The organism is Streptomyces sp. NPDC006739 (assembly GCF_042869815.1).
In the GTDB taxonomy this organism is placed as follows: Bacteria; Actinomycetota; Actinomycetes; order Streptomycetales; family Streptomycetaceae; genus Streptomyces.
The window spans coordinates 229867-246604 of record NZ_JBIAGM010000002.1; the positions used below are offsets into that span (position 1 = coordinate 229867).

Here is a 16738-nt window from a genome sequence, read left to right on the forward strand (position 1 = left end):
GGCTCCTGTCCGGACGAGGGCGGGGTGTGCCTTCGGGCGACGGTGGCCGAGTCATGGGCAGCGGTGTGTTCCACGGTAGATCGTGGTCCCGGGGCGAACCGGGCATTCGTGTTGCCGGGGTGTGAAGAGTGGCCCGGAAGCCGCGTTCTTTATGAACGCAATCCGGCGCCGGGCGGCGTGTGCGACGGCGGTCGTCTTGTGCGCACCCGCCCCCACGCAGACCGCCCGGTCACCCTGGCGGCCGGCCCCATGTCCTCCGCTTGGGCAGCGGCTCGGCGTAGCTTCCCGCCCGGCTTGTCGTCAGGCCCAGCGACACCAGCGACTCCGCCAGCTTCACCGCCGCGCCGACCCCGTCGACCACCGGAACGCCCAGCTTCTCCGCCACCGCCCGCTGCAGCCCCGTCATCCCGGCGCAGCCCAGGACCAGCACCTCGGCCCCGGCCTCCAAGGCCCGTTCGGCCGCCGCCAGGAAGGCGGTCGGGGTGCGGGCGCCGTCGCCGGCGAGGTCGAGGACGCCCAGGCCGGTGCCGACCACGGCGACGCAGTTCCGGGCGACTCCGGCGGTCTCCAGACTGTCCTCGATCTGGCCGCGGGAGCGCTCCAGCGTGGTGACGACGCCGTACCGCCGTCCGAGCAGGCAGGCGAGGTGGGCCGCGGCCTCGGTGATGTCGACGACGGGGACGTCCACCAGCTCCCGTACGCCTTCCCGGCCGTGCTCGCCGAAGCCGGCCATCACGACGGCGTCGTAGGCCGGCCCCTCGTAGGTGCGCAGCGCGTCGATGACGGCCGCCGCCGAGAGGTAGCTGTCGAGCCAGCCCTCGGCGGACTCGGGGCCCCACCCGGGGGTCAGCCCGGTCACGGTGGTGCCCGGGCCTGCGGCGGCCCGGGCACCTCGTACGATCTCTTCGGTCATCTCCTGCGTGGTGTTGCAGTTGGTGACGACGATCCGCACGTGCGTCAGACCTCCTCGGTGGCGGGCGCGGGCGCGGCGGCGGGAGCGGCGGTGCGCTCGGCGCGGCACAGTGCCGCGTAGAGTCCGGCGGCCAGCGCCGTTCCGATGAACCAGGAGTACGGCGCCACGTCGCTGAAGGTCTTGACCAGCGCCAGCACGGCGGCGACCGCCGCCGAGGGCAGGAACGCGCACAGTGCCTTGGGGTTGACGCCCTTGCGGTAGTGGTAGCGGGAGCCGGGAGTGGCGTCGAAGAGTTCGTCGACGTCGACGCGGCCCCGCTTGACCCAGTAGTAGTCGACCATGATCACGCCGAACAGCGGGCCCAGGAAGGCGCCGAGGCCGCCGAGGAAGTAGTTGACCACCGTGGGGTTGGAGAAGAGGTTCCAGGGGGTCACCACCAGCGCCGCCACGGTGCTGATCAGTCCGCCGACCTTGAAAGTGATCTTCTGCGGCCAGACGTTGGCCAGGTCGTACGCCGGTGAGACGAAGTTGGCGACGATGTTGACGCCCATGGTGGCGACCGCGAAGGTCAGCGCGCCGATGACCATCACCCAGGTGTTGCCGACCCTGGCCACCAGTTCCGCCGGGTCGGTGATGGCCTGGCCGAACGCCTTCAGCGAGCCGGCCGTGACGATGACGGAGACGACGACGAAGGCGGTGGAGTTGATGGGCAGGCCCCAGAAGTTGCCGCGCCGGACCGTCCGGTAGTCGGGGGCGAAGCGGGAGAAGTCGCAGAAGTTGAGCATCAGGGTGCCGTAGGTGGCGAGGATCAGCCCGATGGCCCCGAACCACTGCCGCCACTGCTCGCCGGTCGAGACCGGGTGCGGGGTGGAGGTGAGCGAGATCGTCCAGTGGGCCTTGGCCAGCACCCAGATCGCCAGGGCGATCATCACCAGCCAGATCGCCGGACCGCAGAAGTCCTGGAACTTGCGCACCGACTCCATGCCCTGGCTGATGATCAGCGCCTGGATGAGCCAGAGGGAGAGGAAGGAGATCCAGCCGAGGGCGTCCAGGCCGAGGAAGGAGTGGTGGGTCAGGGACTTGAGGCCCGGCCAGGCGGCCAGCAGCATCACGTTGACGGCGACGGAGGCCAGATAGGTCTGGATGCCGTACCACATGATGGCGATCACGGCCCGGATGAGGGCGGGGATGTTGGCACCCCAGACGCCGAAACTCATGCGGCTGACCACGGGGAAGGGGACGCCGTGGCGCTGGCCGATCCTCCCCATCCAGTTCATGCCGATGTAGATGAGGACGAAGCCGACGAGCAGGGAGGTGAAGACCTGCCACACGTTCATGCCGAGGACCAGCAGGCCGGCGGCGAAGGTGTAGTTGCCGAGGTTGTGGACGTCGGACATCCACATGGCGAAGAGGTCGAAGACCTTCCAGTTCCGCTGCCCGGCGGGGGCGAGGTCTTCGTTGGTGAGGCGGGGGTCGGGGACGAACGCTGGGGCGCCGGTGGCTTCGGCGTGATCGGCGAGGGACACGTGGCCTCCATGAGCGACAGGGCCGGGGGGACGAGAACGCCGCGTTTGGTATACCAAACTGCGGTCATGGTGCCGCCGTCAAGCGTTCGGACCGATGTCCTTCCTGTTACGGCTCCGTAAAAGCCCTCTCGCATCGGCGAGGATGGCCCCATGGTGAAGATCGAACCGCTCGGCGCCGTACGCGAACGCGTCCTCGCCACGCTGCGGCAGGACATCATCGCGGGCCGCCTCGGGCCCGGCGACCGGCTGGTCGAACGGGAACTGGCGGAGCGCTTCGGGGTCTCGCGGGTGCCGGTCCGGGAGGCGATCCGCGCCCTGGTCGCCGAGGGCTTCGTCCACTTCGAGTCCGCCCGCCGTACGGTCGTACGACGGCTCACCCCGAACGACGTCAAGGAACTCTTCGAGGTGCGCGAGGCCTTGGAGGTCTACGCGGCGGGGCTCGCCGCCTCCCGGGCCACACCTCGGGCGCTGGCGGACCTGCGGGAGCTGCTGGACCGGGCGGCCACGGCGACGAAGGCGGGGGACGCGGAGACGATCGCCGACGCCAACACCCGCTTCCACGACCGGATCCTGGCCCTGGCGGGCAACAGCCTGCTGACCTCGGTCATGGAACCGGTCGACGGCCGGCTGCGCTGGCTCACCCGGCAGAACGAGGAGTGGCCCCAACTCCTCACCGAACACCGGGACCTGTACGAGGCGATCGCCTCCGGCGACCCGGACCGCGCCCGCGCCCACGCCCTCAGTCACGTACAGGCCAACTACCGATCGACCATACGACACCTGTTCGGCTCCGACGTCCACTGAACGGAAGAGGCATCACGCATGTCCGTCATCCACAACACCACCCTGAAGCCGACCAAGCTGGAATTGCTCACCCTCTGGCTGCCGTCACGCCCGTGGTACCGCGGCGGCACGGGCGAACCGGAGCTGGCCAAGGCCGGAGGCTTCCGGCTGGACGACCCCCTCGGCGAGGTCGGCATCGAGTTCATGGTGGCCACGGACACCTCCGGCGCCCAAGCGGCCTCCTATCTGGTGCCCCTCACCTACCGGGGCGCGCCCCTCGACGGCGCGGAGCACGCCCTGATCGGCACGATGGAGCACGGCGTACTGGGGCGCCGCTGGGCCTACGACGGCACCCACGACCCGGTACTGCTCGCCCGGTTGGCGGCGCTGATCGAGGGGCGGACCGAGGCCCAGGCCCAGAGCGTCAGCGACACCCCGGACCGGGAGACCGCCCGCTCCTACGCCGGCGGGGATCCCCTCCCCGTGGACTTCACGGCCACCGACGACCAGGACGGAACGGAGCTGACCGCGTCCGACGGCACGTCCCTGCGCCTGCACCGGGTGCTGCGGCCCGGTGTGGAGGAACCCCCCGTGGGGGCGTCCGGTCACATCGGCGGCGCCTGGGACCTGCCGGACGGAACCCGCACCCGAGCGCTGTTCGCCGTCCTGCGCACCGGCACCCGGAGCTGAGGACCGGCTGACGCGGCGCGGGCGGCTCGCCTCATTGCCGGAGGTGTGCCGCCCGCGCGGCCGTGCCGAGCACCTCCCGCAGCATCTCGGGGGTGAGACGGCCGGTGAAGGTGTTGCGCTGGCTGACATGGAAGCAGCCGAACAGGTCCAGGCCGTCCAGCGCCACCCGGCTGCCGTGCCCGAAGGCCGGCCGGGGCCGGGGCACGGCCCAGCCCGCCTCGGCGAAGGCGGGCAGCGCGGCCTGCCAGCCGAAGGCGCCGAGGACGACGGCGGCCCGCAGGGTCGGACGCAGCAGTCTCAACTCCTGCACCAGCCAGGGACGGCAGGTGTTCCGCTCCTCGGGGGTCGGTTTGTTCGCGGGCGGCGCGCAGTGCACCGGCGAGGTGACCCGCACACCGCGCAGTTCCAGTCCGTCGTCGGCGCTGACGGAGGTGGGCTGCGAGGCGAGCCCGAGGTCGTACAGCGCCTGGTAGAGCACGTCTCCGGACCGGTCCCCGGTGAACATGCGGCCGGTGCGGTTGCCGCCGTGCGCGGCGGGGGCCAGACCGATGATCAGCAGACGGGCGTCGGCCGGTCCGAAGCCGGGCACCGGGCGGCCCCAGTACGTCCAGTCGGCGAAAGCGGCCCGCTTCGTCCGCGCCACCTCCTCCCGCCAGCCGACCAGCCGCGGGCAGGCCCGGCAGCCCGTCACCCGCCCGTCCAGCCGGGCGAGACCGCTGCCGTCACCCCGGCCGGGCCCCGTACGGCCGTCCCCTTCGCCGCCCATGTCCCCCCTCACATCACCGCCCATACGACCACCGTAGGCCCGGCGCGCCCCGCCCTCGGAAAACCCGTCCGGCTCACCCGGCCCGAAGAGCTAAGGTCGGGAGCATGGCTTCCGAGGATGCGGTCGAGAACAGGCCCCGCGAGACCGGCGCCACCGCCGACGGTGCCGGCGCGGCCGGTGCGGGCGGCGAGGCCGGTGCGGCCGAGGCCCTCGACCCGAAGATCGCCGCCGCGGTGGCCGCCGCCGAAGCCGCGGGGCCGGCGAACGGCGAGACCGTGCGTATCGACAGCTGGATCTGGGCCGTGCGCCTCATCAAGACCCGCTCCCTGGGCGCCACCGCCTGCCGTGGCGGGCACGTCCATGTGAACGGCGAGCGGGTGAAGCCGGCCTATTCCGTGCGCGTCGGCGACGAGGTCCGGGTGCGGCAGGAGGGCCGGGAACGCGTCGTCATCGTCAAACGCCTGATCCGCAAGCGGGTCGGCGCCCCCGTGGCCGCCCAGTGCTACATCGACAACTCGCCTCCGCCCCCGCCCCGCGACATCGTGGCCCCCGCCGGTGTCCGCGACCGCGGTGCCGGCCGCCCCACCAAGCGCGACCGCCGCGAGCTGGAACGGCTGCGGAGCATGGGCGGCCTCGGGTTCGGGGGACGGCCCGAGGGGAAGTGACCCGGCGCCGCCCCTCGGGAACGCACCCGGCGGATCACGCCCGGCCGCGTATCACCCGCAGCAACTGCCTGTTGTGGTCGCGCCTGGTCCAGGCGATCAGGGCCAGTGGCACGATGAGGATCAGGGGTGTCGCCGCGTACTGACCGTCGAAGACGGTCAGCTGGACTATGAACGCCCCCACCATCAGCGCGCTCAGCGCCATGGCCGCCACGGACTGCAGCACCGGGATCAACAGGGCCATGGCTCCGGCCAGTTCGAGGACACCGATGGTGTACATGCCCGCGCTGCCCCAGCCGATCTTGTCGAACGACTCGACGGCCGAGCTGTTCGCGATCAGCTTGGGCAGGGCACTCGCGAGCCCGTAGAAGAGGGCGAGCAGCACCTGCACCACGCGCAGGGCGGTCCGGGCCCGGCGGCCCCGCGCGGACACGGTGACCGCGGCGGTGGCGACGGAGGTGGTGGGGGCGGTGGTCTCGGACATGGGGTTCTCCTGTGTGGAACGGTCCCGGTTGCTGTCATGGAGGTAGACCGGAGCCGCGCCGAGAACTCATCGGTGTCCCTCACCCCATCGCGACCGCTCTCACCCACACCCGGTCCGGGGTCAGATACGCGTCCACCTCCAGTCCCGCCTCCGCCAGCGCCTGCTCGAACTGTTCCCTGCTCAGCGGACGGGCCAGGAAGGTCTGCGTCCAGACCGCGTCCGGAAACACGTACTCGGCGCGCACCGAGTTCACGCCGTCCCCGACGGGCTCCGCCGAGACCATCCGCACGGTGAAACCGCTGGGGTCGACCCGCTCGCGCGGAAGGTCGGTGTGGTAGTCCTCCCCTTCTCGCTGGATGAGCACGCTGCCGCCGTCGGCCACATGCCGGGCGCAGGTGCGCAGCAGGCCCTGGCGCACTCGCACGTCCCCGGCGTGCACCAGGAACGACGCGAGCAGCACCACGTCGAACGTCTCGCCCAGGTCGAGGTCCTCGATAGGGCTGCATATGGTGCGCGCGCCCCGGACGCGCCGCAGCATCTCCGCGGACTCGTCCACCGCCGTGACCGTGAAGCCCCGCTCCAGCAGCGGGTGGGTCATGCGTCCGACCCCGCTGCCCAGCTCCAGGATGCGGGCGCCGGCCGGCACCGCGGCGGCGATGATGTCCGGCTCGTCGCCCACCGGCAGCCGCGAGTACAGCTCGACCGCGCAGCCGTCCGGAGTGATCGCACCGGGTCCCGTTCCCTCGTACCCCTCACGCATTTCAACCGTCATGCCCGAACAACGGCCCGCCACCGCACGCCCGTTCCCGCGCCGCGTCGGTTCACTCCTTCGAGTCATCCGGCCGGGAACGGGAACCATCCGTGCCCGATGTACCAGTGTCCTCCCGCCCGCAGGTGGTCCCCGACGGCCCGTTCCACGGACGTGCGGCGCGGCAGCTCCGCCACCGGCAGGTCCGGATCGCCGAAGACGAACTGGACGGGCTCGGTGTCCGAGGGTTCCGTGTCCTCGCGGGCGACGCTGAACCGTTCCTGGAAGCGGACGATGTTCGAGTGGGCGGGCAGGTACCTCCTCAGCTGCGGGTCGAGCAGCCAGGAGTGGCAGAGGGCGGCCACCGGGTGTTCCTCGGGGAAGTGCCGGGCGAAGAACTCCCGGGCCAGCGCCAGCGAGCGGTCGCAGGCGGACGGGGTCAGCGGCCCGTGGAAGTCGGGGATGTGCAGGTTCAGACAGGGGGTGCCGGGCACCACGTCCCACCCTGCCGCCGCGATCGCCGCTGCCGTGCGCTGCCCCAGCCGGGCCCGCTCGAACTGGAGCCGCCCCAGCTGGTACAGCTCCCCGCGGAAGTGGCGGGCCAGCCAGCCCGGCGCGGGCAGCCCGGTCCTGCCGTGCCGCCTGCGGTGCACGGCGATGTGACGCCCCAGGTCGGCGAGGGTGCGCCGGGACACTTCGGGCGGAATGCCGCGCCCGCGGTGGTGAGCGAGCGTGTGCGGGAGGGCGGCGAGGAAGACGTAGACGGGGAGGTGCCCGGCCAGCGCGGGCGGCGCGTCCGCGAGCAGCTCGTCGAGCCGTGCCGTGCGGCCGGGCTCGTCCAGGCCCCGCACCAGATCCTCGACGCAGCTCTCCAGGATCCGTGCCGTCTCCGCGTCGCCCGTGACGGCGGGCAGCAGGGCGACCAGTTCGTTGATGTCCTCGTGCGGCACGGCGAGGTCGAGGAGCAGTTCGGGCAGGTCGTCGGCGTCCGGCAGCACGGTGTGGTCCCCCTTTGGTGAACGTCCCGGTCGAAGAGTACGTTGCAAGGAGGACGGTGATCCGATGCGTACAGGCAGTGAGCCGAGGACCGCGCGCAGCGCGCTGCGGGCGCGGTTCTGGCTGAGCTTGTGGGGCCTGATGTGGGCGATCTTCGGTACGGCGGCGTTCGTGCTGGCCGGGCGCCCCGGCTGGGCCGCGGCCTGCGGGGTGCTGTGGCTGGTGGCCCTCGTCGACATGGCCGTGGTCCTGCGGCACCGGCGGCAGGGCCCGCACTACCAGCCCGGCCCGGACGTGCCGCCGTACGCGCCGGCGGAGAGCGGCCCGCCCCGCCGGCGGCCTCCGTCGTACCGGCGGCCACCGCGGCACCGCCCCACGTGAACCGGGCAGACCGGGAAGCGCCCGGTCAGGAGTCGAAGCGCGCGGCCTTCAGGTACTGAGGGTTCGGGTCCAGCGCGGCGGCCAGCCGGAAGTGGCGCTTGGCCTGGTCGGAGCGGCCCTGGCGTTCATAGGTGCGGGCGAGCGCGAAGTGGGCGAAGGCGTTGTCCGGCTCGCGCTCCAGGACGATGGTGAACTCCAGCTCGGCGGGCCGAAGTTGCGCGGCGGCGAAGAAGGCCCGCGCGCGCAGCAGGCGCGCGGCGGTGTTCTCCGGGTGAGCGGCGATCACCGAGTCGAGCAGCTTCACCGCGCCCTGCGGATCACGTGCGCTGAGCAGCTGCTCAGCGGCACGGAAGTCGATGACATGGGTCTCCGGAGTACGTCCGGTGGAACCGCTGGTCTCGTCGGGCACGGCACAGTCCTTCCCTCACTGGAGCGGTTCAACGCCTCGGCGGAGGGCGGCTATTCCTGCGTTCTGCGGACGAGGTCGTCCCACACCTCGTCGACGCGCCGCTCCAGTGTCTCCAGGGGTACGTCGTTGTCGATCACGATGTCCGCGATCGCCAGGCGTTCGTCGCGGGACGCCTGCGCGGCCATGCGCGCGCGGGCGTCCTCCTCGGTCATGCCCCGCAGCCGCACCAGCCGGTCGAGCTGGGTCTCGGGGCTCGCGTCGATGACGACCACGACGTCGTAGAGCGGGGCCAGGCTGTTCTCCGTGAGCAGGGGGACGTCGTGGACGACCACGGCGTCCTCGGCGGCGGCGTTCTCCAGTTCGCGGGAGCGGGCGCCCACCAGGGGGTGCACGATCGAGTTCAGGACGGCCAGCTTCGCGGGGTCGGCGAAGACGACGGCGCCGAGTCGGGGCCGGTCCAGGCTGCCGTCCGGGGCGAGCACCCCGGTGCCGAAGGCCTCGACGACGGCCGCGAGACCCGGCGTACCGGGCGCGACGACCTCGCGGGCGATGCGGTCGGCGTCGATCAGCACGGCCCCGTGCTCCACGAGCAGCCGGGACACCTCGCTCTTGCCGGCGCCGATGCCACCGGTCAGGCCCACTGTCAGCATGAGCGGAAGCTTAGGCCCTGCCACTGACAGGGCCACTGACAGGGCCACGGACAGGCGCCTCCACGGACACCGCCGCGGGCCGCGCGCCCTAGTTCTCTCCCTCTCGCTCGGCCAGGAACCGCTCGAACTCCAGGCCGATCTCGTCCGCCGACGGGATGTCCACCGGCTCGGCGAGCATGTTGCCCCGGCTCTCGGCACCCGCGGCCGCGTCGTACTGGTGCTCGAGGCCCTGGACGAGGGCGGTCAGCTCCTCGTCGCCCTCCTGGATCTGTCGGTCGATCTCCGTCTGCGTGCGGTGCGCGTCCGTGCGCAGGGCGTGCGCGACGCCCGGCAGGACCAGACCGGTGGCGGCCGTGATGGCCTCCAGGACGGTCAGTGCCGCGTCCGGGTACGGCGAGCGGGCGATGTAGTGCGGGACGTGCGCGGCGACGCCCAGGACGTCCTGGCCCGCCTCCATGAGGCGGTACTCCACCAGTGACTCGGCGCTGCCGGGGACCTGGGCCTCGTCGAAGGGGCTGCGGTGGCCCGGGATCAGGTCGGTGCGGTTGCCGTGCGGCGTGAGACCCACCGGGCGGGTGTGCGGGACGCCCATGGGGATGCCGTGGAAGTTCACGGACAGGCGGACGCCGAGCCGCTCCACGATCTGCCGTACGGCGGCCGCGAAGCGCTCCCACTCCACGTCCGGTTCGGGCCCGGACAGCAGCAGGAAGGGGGCTCCGGTGGCGTCCTGGACGAGGTGGACCTCGATGGCCGGCACCTCGTACTCGGTCCAGCGGTCGCGCTTGAACGTCAGCAGCGGGCGGCGGGCCCGGTAGTCCACGAGCCGGTCGTGGTCGAACCGGGCGACGAGCTGGTGGGGCAGTGAGTCGAGGAGCCGTTCGACGATCTGGTCGCCGGTCTCACCCGCGTCGATGTATCCGTCGAAGTGGTAGAGCATGACAAGACCGGCCGACTCCTGGGCGAGCGCCATGTCGACGACGGCCAGCCCGTTCGGCTCCCATGCGTACAAACCCTGCGGATCAAGCACTGTGACCGCTCCTCCTCGTGTTCCTAGTGGACAACGCGGCCCGGAGCGTGGGCATTCCCGCCCGGCCCCCTGATCAGCCTTCTCTCAGCGGCTTTTCATGGCAGGTGTTCCGAAGTCACCTGTGGCGGGGGGGCGCTTACGGCCCGTCAGCACCGGGTCGGCAGATCCCGGTGGGACAACGCACCGAGGGCCCGCACCCTGATGGGTGCGGGCCCTCGTCTACCGGCTAAGCCTCAGCCGGCGGTGTTCAGCTCTGGCCGCCGGCCAGCTTCTCGCGCAGGGCCGCCAGGGCCTCGTCCGAGGCCAGCGCGCCGGACGTGTCGGCGCCCTCGGAGGAGTACGAACCGCCGCCGGACGCGGCCGGAGCGGCGGCCTCGCCACCCTCGGCAGCGGCCTGGGCGTCCGCCTCGCGGGACTTGATGACCTGCTGCTGGTGCTGCTCGAAGCGGGTCTGCGCCTCGGCGTACTGGCGCTCCCACTCCTCGCGCTGCTTCTCGTAGCCCTCGAGCCAGTCGTTGGTCTCGGGGTCGAAGCCCTCGGGGTAGATGTAGTTGCCCTGGTCGTCGTACGAGGCAGCCATGCCGTACAGGGTCGGGTCGAACTCGACCGACGCCGGGTCGGCACCGAAGGACTCGTTGGCCTGCTTCAGCGAGAGGCTGATGCGACGACGCTCGAGGTCGATGTCGATGACCTTGACGAAGATCTCGTCGTTGACCTGGACGACCTGCTCCGGGATCTCCACGTGGCGCTCGGCCAGCTCGGAGATGTGGACCAGACCCTCGATGCCCTCGTCCACGCGGACGAACGCACCGAACGGAACCAGCTTGGTGACCTTGCCCGGGACGACCTGGCCGATCTGGTGGGTCCGGGCGAACTGCTGCCACGGGTCTTCCTGGGTCGCCTTCAGCGACAGGGAGACACGCTCGCGGTCCATGTCGACGTCGAGGACCTCGACGGTGACCTCCTGGCCGACCTCGACCACCTCGGAGGGGTGGTCGATGTGCTTCCAGGACAGCTCGGAGACGTGGACCAGACCGTCGACGCCACCCAGGTCCACGAAGGCACCGAAGTTGACGATCGAGGAGACCACACCGGAGCGGACCTGACCCTTCTGGAGGGTCGTGAGGAACGTCTGGCGGACCTCGGACTGGGTCTGCTCCAGCCAGGCACGGCGGGACAGGACCACGTTGTTGCGGTTCTTGTCCAGCTCGATGATCTTCGCCTCGAGCTCCTTGCCCACGTAGGGCTGGAGGTCGCGGACGCGGCGCATCTCGACCAGGGAGGCCGGCAGGAAGCCGCGGAGGCCGATGTCGAGGATGAGACCACCCTTGACGACCTCGATGACGGTACCGGTGACGATGCCGTCCTCTTCCTTGATCTTCTCGATGGTGCCCCAGGCACGCTCGTACTGGGCGCGCTTCTTCGAGAGGATCAGGCGGCCTTCCTTGTCCTCCTTCTGGAGGACGAGGGCCTCGATCTCGTCACCGACGGCGACGACCTCGTTCGGGTCGACGTCGTGCTTGATCGAGAGCTCGCGGCTCGGGATGACACCTTCGGTCTTGTAACCGATGTCGAGCAGGACCTCGTCCCGGTCGACCTTCACGATGACGCCGTCGACGATGTCGCCGTCGTTGAAGTACTTGATCGTCTCGTCGATCGCGGCGAGGAAGGCTTCCTCGTTACCGATGTCGTTGACCGCTACCTGCGGGGTGGTGGCGGTGGTCTCGGTGCTGCTCGTCATGTGGGAAAGGGCTCCGGTACGGACATTGAAGTCGTAGGTACTGCTTACGCCGGGAGCCCGTTTCGCTCTGAAGAAGCCGGACAGCCAAGGAAGCGCCTCACCGGGAACCGGTGATGACGCCTCGACAACCGAGGGGACATACAACAGATGCGAGCGCAGCCTGCTACGTCTGAGGTGCGCAGGCCCGCAGCGCAACTTGTAGCATACGGGGGCAGCCGGGCAGGGTCAATGCGCGAAGGCGCACACCCGGGGCGGATCGCCGCATACCCGGCACAAGAATCGTCCCGCGAGGCCGAAGCAGGCCTGCGGGATCCCTTCCGTGTCGCCCCGTGAGGGATGCACGGAAGAGTACGACGAGGGAGCCGATCATCCAAGAGTCCGAAGCGTCCGAACCGGAAGCCACCCGGCGTGCGGCGGATGTCACCGAGAGTTCCAGGGCCAACCGGGGCTGGTGGGACCGCAACGCGGACGAGTACCAGGTCGAGCACGGCACGTTCCTCGGCGACGACCGCTTCGTGTGGTGCCCCGAGGGCCTGGACGAGGTCGAGGCCGAGCTGCTCGGTCCGCCCGAGGAGCTGAAGGGCCGGGCCGTGCTGGAGATCGGCGCGGGCGCGGCCCAGTGCGCGCGCTGGCTGGCCGCCCAGGGGGCGCTGCCGGTGGCCCTGGACCTCTCGCACCGCCAGCTCCAGCACGCGCTGCGCATCGGCGGATCGTTTCCCCTGATCTGTGCGGACGCCGGCGCGCTGCCCTTCGCGGACGGCTCGTTCGACCTGGCCTGCTCCGCGTACGGCGCGCTGCCGTTCGTGGCCGATCCGCGGCTGGTGCTGCGGGAGGTGCGGCGCGTGCTGCGGCCGGGCGGGCGCTTCGTCTTCTCGGTGACGCACCCGGTCCGCTGGGCGTTCCCGGACGAGCCCGGCCCCGAGGGGCTCTCGGTGGCGGCGTCGTACTTCGACCGCACGCCGTACGTGGAGCAGGACGACGACGGCCGCGCGGTGTACGTCGAGCACCACCGGACGATCGGCGACCGCGTCCGGGACGTCGTGTCCTCGGGTTTCCGGCTGGTCGACCTGGTGGAGCCGGAGTGGCCGGCCTGGAACACCTCGGAGTGGGGCGGCTGGTCGCCGCTGCGCGGGAACCTGATCCCCGGGACTGCGATCTTCGTCTGCGAGCGGGACTGAGGGGACCGGCCGCGCCGGACGTCGTACGACACTGGGGGCGTGATCCGTTACGACGCCCTGGACGCGCTGCCCGTAGGCGCCGCCCTGCCCGCCCTGGCCGAGGCCCTGGAGGGGCACGGCACCGCCGTCCTGGTGGCGCCGCCCGGCACCGGCAAGACCACGCTGGTGCCGCTCGTGCTGGCCGGGCTGGCCGGGGGCGGGGCCGCGCGGCGGGTGCTGGTGGCCGAGCCGCGGCGGATCGCGGTGCGGGCGGCGGCCCGGCGGATGGCGTGGCTGCTGGGCGAGAAGGCGGGCGGGAGCGTCGGCTACACCGTGCGTGGCGAGCGGGTGGTCGGGAGCCGCACGCGCGTGGAGGTCGTGACGACCGGTGTGCTGCTGCAGCGGCTGCAGCGCGACCAGGAGTTGCCCGGCGTCGACGTGGTGGTCCTCGACGAGTGCCACGAACGGCATCTGGACGCCGACACGGCGGCCGCGTTCCTGTGGGACGTGCGCGGGACGCTGCGGCCGGAGCTGCGGCTGGTGGCCGCCTCGGCGACCACGGACGCCGAGGGCTGGGCGCGGCTGCTGGGCGGCGCGCCGGTGGTGGAGGCGCGGGGTGACGCGTACGGCGTCGAGGTGGTCTGGGCGCCGCCGGCGCGTCCGGTACGGCCGCCGCACGGCATGCGGGTCGATCCGGCGCTGCTCACGCACGTGGCGTCGGTGGTGCGGCGTGCGCTGGCCGAACGGCCGGGGGACGTGCTGTGTTTCCTGCCGGGCGTGGGCGAGATCGCGCGCGTGGCCGGTCAGCTGGGGGACCTCGGCGGGATCGAGGTGCTCCAGGTGCACGGGCGGGCACCGGCGGCCGTCCAGGACGCGGTGCTGGCGCCCGGTGCGCGGCGCCGGGTGGTGCTGGCCACGTCCGTGGCGGAGTCGTCGCTGACGGTGCCCGGGGTGCGGGTGGTGGTCGACTCGGGTCTGGCGCGGGAGCCGCGGGTGGACCACGCGCGCGGGCTGAGCGCGCTGGCGACGGTGCGGGCGTCGCAGGCGGCCGGGCGGCAACGGGCCGGGCGGGCCGGACGTGAGGCGCCGGGTGCGGTGTACCGGTGCTGGTCGGAGGCCGAGGACGCGCGTCTGCCGCGTTTTCCGTCGCCGGAGATCCGACTGGCCGATCTGACCGCGTTCGCCCTTCAGGCGGCCTGCTGGGGGGATCCGGAGGCCTCCGGGCTGGCACTGCTGGATCCGCCGCCGGGAGGTGCGATGGCGGCGGCTCGGGGGGTTCTGGCGGCCGTGGGAGCGGTGGACTCTCTCGGCCGGGCCACCGAACGCGGCGTGCGGCTGGCCCGGTTGGGGTTGCACCCCCGGCTCGGGCGGGCACTGCTCGACGTCTCCGGCGCCGGTACCGGTGCCGAGGTGGTCGCCCTGCTCTCCGAGGAGGTGCCCCGGGAGTACGGGGACGATCTCGCCGGCGCCGTGCGGCGCGCCCGGCACGGGGATGACGCCTACGCGGGGCGGTGGCGGGCCGAGGTACGCCGACTGCGGGCCGCCGTCGGGGAGCCCTCCCCCGCGCCGGCCCGTGGCTCCCGGCGGGACGGCGTCGTCGGGGCCGGAGCGGGCGGCACCGATGACACCGTCGCCGGGATCGTGGCCGCGCTCGCCTTCCCGGAGCGGGTCGCGAAGCTGGACGGCGGGTCGTACCTCATGGTGTCCGGGACGCGGGCGGAGCTTGCCGAGGGGTCGCCGCTGCACGGCTCGCCCTGGATCGCCGTCGCCGTCGCCGACCGGCCGCTCGGCAAGGGGCACGCGCGCGTACGGCTCGGCGCAGTCGTCGACGAGGACGTCGCCCGGCGCGCCGCCGGGTCGTTCCTCGAGGAAGGGGACGAGGTGCGCTGGGCCGACGGGGACGTCGTCGCGCGGCGGGTCGAGCGGCTCGGGGCCGTCGAGCTGGCGGTACGGCCCCTGAAGAACCCCGGCCCGGCCGCCGTGCGCGAGGCGCTCGTGGAAGGGCTGCGGCGCGAGGGGCTCGGGCTGTTGCGGTGGCCGGCCGAAGGCGGCGTGCTCCGGCAGCGGCTGGCCTTCCTGCGCGCGCGGCTCGGGGAGCCGTGGCCGGACGTGTCCGACGAGGCGCTGTACGCGCGCGTGGACGAATGGCTGGAGCCCGAACTGAGCCGGGCCCGGCGCCGGGCCGATCTCGCGCGGATCGACGCCGGGCAGGCGCTGGCGCGGCTGCTGCCCTGGGCGAGCGGTGACGCGGCCCGGCTGGACGAGCTGGCCCCGGAGCGGATGGCCGTACCGAGTGGGTCCAGAATCCGGATCGACTACGGCGATCCCGAGCGGCCCGTGCTCGCGGTGAAGTTGCAGGAGATGTTCGGGGCCCGGGAGACGCCGGCCGTGGCGGGGGTGCCGCTGCTGGTCCATCTCCTCTCCCCCGCCGGGCGGCCCGCCGCCGTCACGGCCGACCTCGCCTCCTTCTGGAGGGACGGCTACCGGGGCGTTCGGGCGGAGCTGCGCGGGCGGTACCCGAAGCATCCGTGGCCGGAGGACCCGGCCACCGCCGAGCCCACCCGGCACACCAACGCCCGGCTCAGGCGCTGACCGGTTCGGGTTCCGCCGTCTCCACGGGTGCCGGGTCCTCGGGGCGGCGGCCGCGCGCCTCCAGCCAGAGGGAGAGCGACAGCAGCAGGACGCCGAGGACCAGGAAGCCCCAGGGCAGGTACGAGGTCAGCAGCAGGACGAGGGTGCGGTTGTGCTTGACCAGGGCGACGGTGTGCTCGATGTAGTCCTCGCGCATCTTGACGTCTCCGGCGAACGCCGTGACCCGGGGCCGGCCGCCGAGCAGGGTGCCGCCGCGCAGTTCCTCCCGGTGGGTCTCCTCGCCGTACACGGGCGCTCCGGTGACGGGCTCGACCCAGAACCTGCGGACCGTGGTGTACCAGCGGGTGGTGCCGGTCCTGGCGACCGTCTCGGGGGTGATGCCCTTGACGGGCATGGTCTTCGGCATGCCGACCCTGGTCCAGGGGATGGTCTGCTCGAAGTAGTAGACCTTCAGGCCGCGGAACGTCCGGGTTCCGCCGTAGTGGATGGGGTTGGTGGTCCGGGTCTGGGCGTCGAAGTACTCGTAGTCGCGTTTCTGGGTGAGGAAGGGCCACTTGAACTCGATGCCGGTCCGCTTGACGGGGTCGCCGTCGACCATCTCGCCGGTCGCGTGGACGGGGGCCTGGCTGTGGGCGTCGAAGATGTAGCGCTCGGGGATCTCGGAGACCATCTTGCCGTCGGGGCCCTGGACGTAGGACAGACCGTCCCAGACCACCACGCCCCGGCCCGTCGCCTGCCCGATCTCCCTGGCGGCCTCCACGTCGCCCTTGAGGGTCTGCACGATGGTGACCTTGGAGACCCTCCTGGCCCGCATGGTGCCGTAGTCGAGGAGGGTGGCGTCCTTCGCCTCCAGGACCATCGCCTGGTACTGGCCGGCCGGGATCCTGGCCAGGCGGGGAAAGGCGTACCAGCGCAGCAGCGGGGACAGCGCCGCGCAGAACACGGCGCAGGCGAGCAGGACCAGACTGGCCTTGCGGCGCATCTCCGCCTCCTTCCCGTAGGGGTGCGACTACGGGTGCGCGGGCACCGTGGTCAGCAGCGGCTTGGGGGACGTCCGGCCCGTCGGGGAGCCCATGGCGCTGAGGGTGAGGACGACGGCGAGCGCGAGGGCGAGACCGGTCGCGGCGGCGATCAGGGCGCGCATGCGGGCCTCCCGGCGGACGGTTCCTGATAGGTCGTCAGTTTTGGCACGGTAGCAACGGCCGGCCGAGAT

The 16738-nt window shown here is 72.2% G+C and carries 18 protein-coding genes; 6 read left to right on the top strand and 12 right to left on the bottom strand.

The window, feature by feature from the left end:
• Positions 1-229 precede the first annotated feature (229 nt).
• Together ACFYMM_RS04445 and ACFYMM_RS04450 are read right to left on the bottom strand one after the other, a co-directional pair.
• Positions 230-952 (bottom strand): aspartate/glutamate racemase family protein, encoded by a 723-nt coding sequence (locus ACFYMM_RS04445; protein WP_388383716.1) that lies wholly within the window; start codon positions 950-952, stop codon positions 230-232.
• Positions 953-957: 5 nt separating this feature from the next.
• Positions 958-2439: an NCS1 family nucleobase:cation symporter-1 gene (locus tag ACFYMM_RS04450; protein WP_388383718.1), complete on the bottom strand. Its 1482-nt coding sequence runs from the start codon at positions 2437-2439 to the stop codon at positions 958-960.
• A gap of 150 nt (positions 2440-2589) precedes the next feature.
• Between ACFYMM_RS04450 and ACFYMM_RS04455 the strand changes: the two genes are divergently transcribed.
• The gene (locus ACFYMM_RS04455) at positions 2590-3243 is read left to right on the top strand and encodes a GntR family transcriptional regulator (RefSeq protein ID WP_388383720.1); all 654 of its coding nucleotides are present in this window, start codon (positions 2590-2592) and stop codon (positions 3241-3243) included.
• Positions 3244-3261: 18 nt separating this feature from the next.
• Positions 3262-3912 (top strand): 1,4-alpha-glucan branching protein, encoded by a 651-nt coding sequence (locus tag ACFYMM_RS04460; protein ID WP_388383722.1) that lies wholly within the window; start codon positions 3262-3264, stop codon positions 3910-3912.
• Between the two features lie 31 nt (positions 3913-3943).
• Here the strand turns inward: ACFYMM_RS04460 and ACFYMM_RS04465 are convergent, their stop codons facing one another.
• Positions 3944-4678: a uracil-DNA glycosylase gene (locus ACFYMM_RS04465; protein WP_388384496.1), complete on the bottom strand. Its 735-nt coding sequence runs from the start codon at positions 4676-4678 to the stop codon at positions 3944-3946.
• A gap of 104 nt (positions 4679-4782) precedes the next feature.
• Between ACFYMM_RS04465 and ACFYMM_RS04470 the strand changes: the two genes are divergently transcribed.
• Complete coding sequence (locus ACFYMM_RS04470) at positions 4783-5343, top strand: RNA-binding S4 domain-containing protein (protein WP_388383724.1); 561 nt, start codon at positions 4783-4785, stop codon at positions 5341-5343.
• 34 nt (positions 5344-5377) lie between these two features.
• On the opposite strand, the gene ACFYMM_RS04475 is transcribed toward ACFYMM_RS04470, so the two are convergent.
• From ACFYMM_RS04475 to ACFYMM_RS04485, 3 genes are all read right to left on the bottom strand, one after another.
• A complete protein-coding gene (locus tag ACFYMM_RS04475; RefSeq protein WP_388383726.1) occupies positions 5378-5824 on the bottom strand; it encodes a DoxX family protein in 447 nt (148 codons plus the stop codon).
• Between the two features lie 79 nt (positions 5825-5903).
• Positions 5904-6584 (bottom strand): class I SAM-dependent methyltransferase, encoded by a 681-nt coding sequence (locus tag ACFYMM_RS04480; protein ID WP_388384498.1) that lies wholly within the window; start codon positions 6582-6584, stop codon positions 5904-5906.
• A gap of 74 nt (positions 6585-6658) precedes the next feature.
• Complete coding sequence (locus tag ACFYMM_RS04485; protein ID WP_388383728.1) at positions 6659-7570, bottom strand: acyltransferase domain-containing protein; 912 nt, start codon at positions 7568-7570, stop codon at positions 6659-6661.
• 64 nt (positions 7571-7634) lie between these two features.
• Here ACFYMM_RS04485 and ACFYMM_RS04490 point away from each other — a divergent pair, with 64 nt between their 5' ends.
• A complete protein-coding gene (locus tag ACFYMM_RS04490) occupies positions 7635-7949 on the top strand; it encodes a DUF6343 family protein (protein WP_388383731.1) in 315 nt (104 codons plus the stop codon).
• A gap of 25 nt (positions 7950-7974) precedes the next feature.
• Here the strand turns inward: ACFYMM_RS04490 and ACFYMM_RS04495 are convergent, their stop codons facing one another.
• From ACFYMM_RS04495 to rpsA, 4 genes are all read right to left on the bottom strand, one after another.
• Positions 7975-8358, bottom strand: a complete 384-nt coding sequence (locus tag ACFYMM_RS04495) for a tetratricopeptide repeat protein (protein WP_388383733.1) — start codon at positions 8356-8358, stop codon at positions 7975-7977.
• A 50-nt stretch (positions 8359-8408) separates the two neighbouring features.
• Positions 8409-9008, bottom strand: coding sequence for a dephospho-CoA kinase (gene coaE, locus ACFYMM_RS04500; protein ID WP_388383736.1), 600 nt, complete (start codon positions 9006-9008; stop codon positions 8409-8411).
• Between the two features lie 88 nt (positions 9009-9096).
• A complete protein-coding gene (locus ACFYMM_RS04505; RefSeq protein WP_388383738.1) occupies positions 9097-10035 on the bottom strand; it encodes a PAC2 family protein in 939 nt (312 codons plus the stop codon).
• A 247-nt stretch (positions 10036-10282) separates the two neighbouring features.
• A complete protein-coding gene (rpsA, locus tag ACFYMM_RS04510) occupies positions 10283-11776 on the bottom strand; it encodes a 30S ribosomal protein S1 (RefSeq protein WP_388383740.1) in 1494 nt (497 codons plus the stop codon).
• Between the two features lie 329 nt (positions 11777-12105).
• On the opposite strand from rpsA, the gene ACFYMM_RS04515 reads away from it, so the two are divergent.
• The gene (locus ACFYMM_RS04515) at positions 12106-12954 is read left to right on the top strand and encodes a class I SAM-dependent methyltransferase (RefSeq protein ID WP_388383743.1); all 849 of its coding nucleotides are present in this window, start codon (positions 12106-12108) and stop codon (positions 12952-12954) included.
• Between the two features lie 39 nt (positions 12955-12993).
• Entirely contained in the window at positions 12994-15525 is a 2532-nt protein-coding gene (hrpB, locus tag ACFYMM_RS04520) for an ATP-dependent helicase HrpB (protein WP_388383745.1), read from the top strand.
• Here hrpB and ACFYMM_RS04525 read toward each other — a convergent pair.
• Positions 15515-16507: a DUF3068 domain-containing protein gene (locus tag ACFYMM_RS04525; RefSeq protein ID WP_388383748.1), complete on the bottom strand. Its 993-nt coding sequence runs from the start codon at positions 16505-16507 to the stop codon at positions 15515-15517. The two genes, hrpB and ACFYMM_RS04525, sit on opposite strands and share 11 nt — an antisense overlap.
• 27 nt (positions 16508-16534) lie before the next feature.
• Positions 16535-16669, bottom strand: a complete 135-nt coding sequence (locus tag ACFYMM_RS04530; protein ID WP_388383750.1) for an SPW_0924 family protein — start codon at positions 16667-16669, stop codon at positions 16535-16537.
• Positions 16670-16738 lie beyond the last annotated feature (69 nt).

Coding starts and splice junctions, on each gene's coding strand:
- ACFYMM_RS04455 (WP_388383720.1), top strand. CDS start 2,590: ATGGTGAAGATCGAACCGCTCGGCGCCGTACGCGAACGCGTCCTCGCC.
- ACFYMM_RS04460 (WP_388383722.1), top strand. CDS start 3,262: ATGTCCGTCATCCACAACACCACCCTGAAGCCGACCAAGCTGGAATTG.
- ACFYMM_RS04465 (WP_388384496.1), bottom strand. CDS start 4,678: ATGGGCGGCGAAGGGGACGGCCGTACGGGGCCCGGCCGGGGTGACGGC.
- ACFYMM_RS04470 (WP_388383724.1), top strand. CDS start 4,783: ATGGCTTCCGAGGATGCGGTCGAGAACAGGCCCCGCGAGACCGGCGCC.
- ACFYMM_RS04475 (WP_388383726.1), bottom strand. CDS start 5,824: ATGTCCGAGACCACCGCCCCCACCACCTCCGTCGCCACCGCCGCGGTC.
- ACFYMM_RS04480 (WP_388384498.1), bottom strand. CDS start 6,584: ATGCGTGAGGGGTACGAGGGAACGGGACCCGGTGCGATCACTCCGGAC.
- ACFYMM_RS04490 (WP_388383731.1), top strand. CDS start 7,635: ATGCGTACAGGCAGTGAGCCGAGGACCGCGCGCAGCGCGCTGCGGGCG.
- coaE (WP_388383736.1), bottom strand. CDS start 9,008: ATGCTGACAGTGGGCCTGACCGGTGGCATCGGCGCCGGCAAGAGCGAG.
- rpsA (WP_388383740.1), bottom strand. CDS start 11,776: ATGACGAGCAGCACCGAGACCACCGCCACCACCCCGCAGGTAGCGGTC.
- ACFYMM_RS04525 (WP_388383748.1), bottom strand. CDS start 16,507: ATGCGCCGCAAGGCCAGTCTGGTCCTGCTCGCCTGCGCCGTGTTCTGC.
- ACFYMM_RS04530 (WP_388383750.1), bottom strand. CDS start 16,669: ATGCGCGCCCTGATCGCCGCCGCGACCGGTCTCGCCCTCGCGCTCGCC.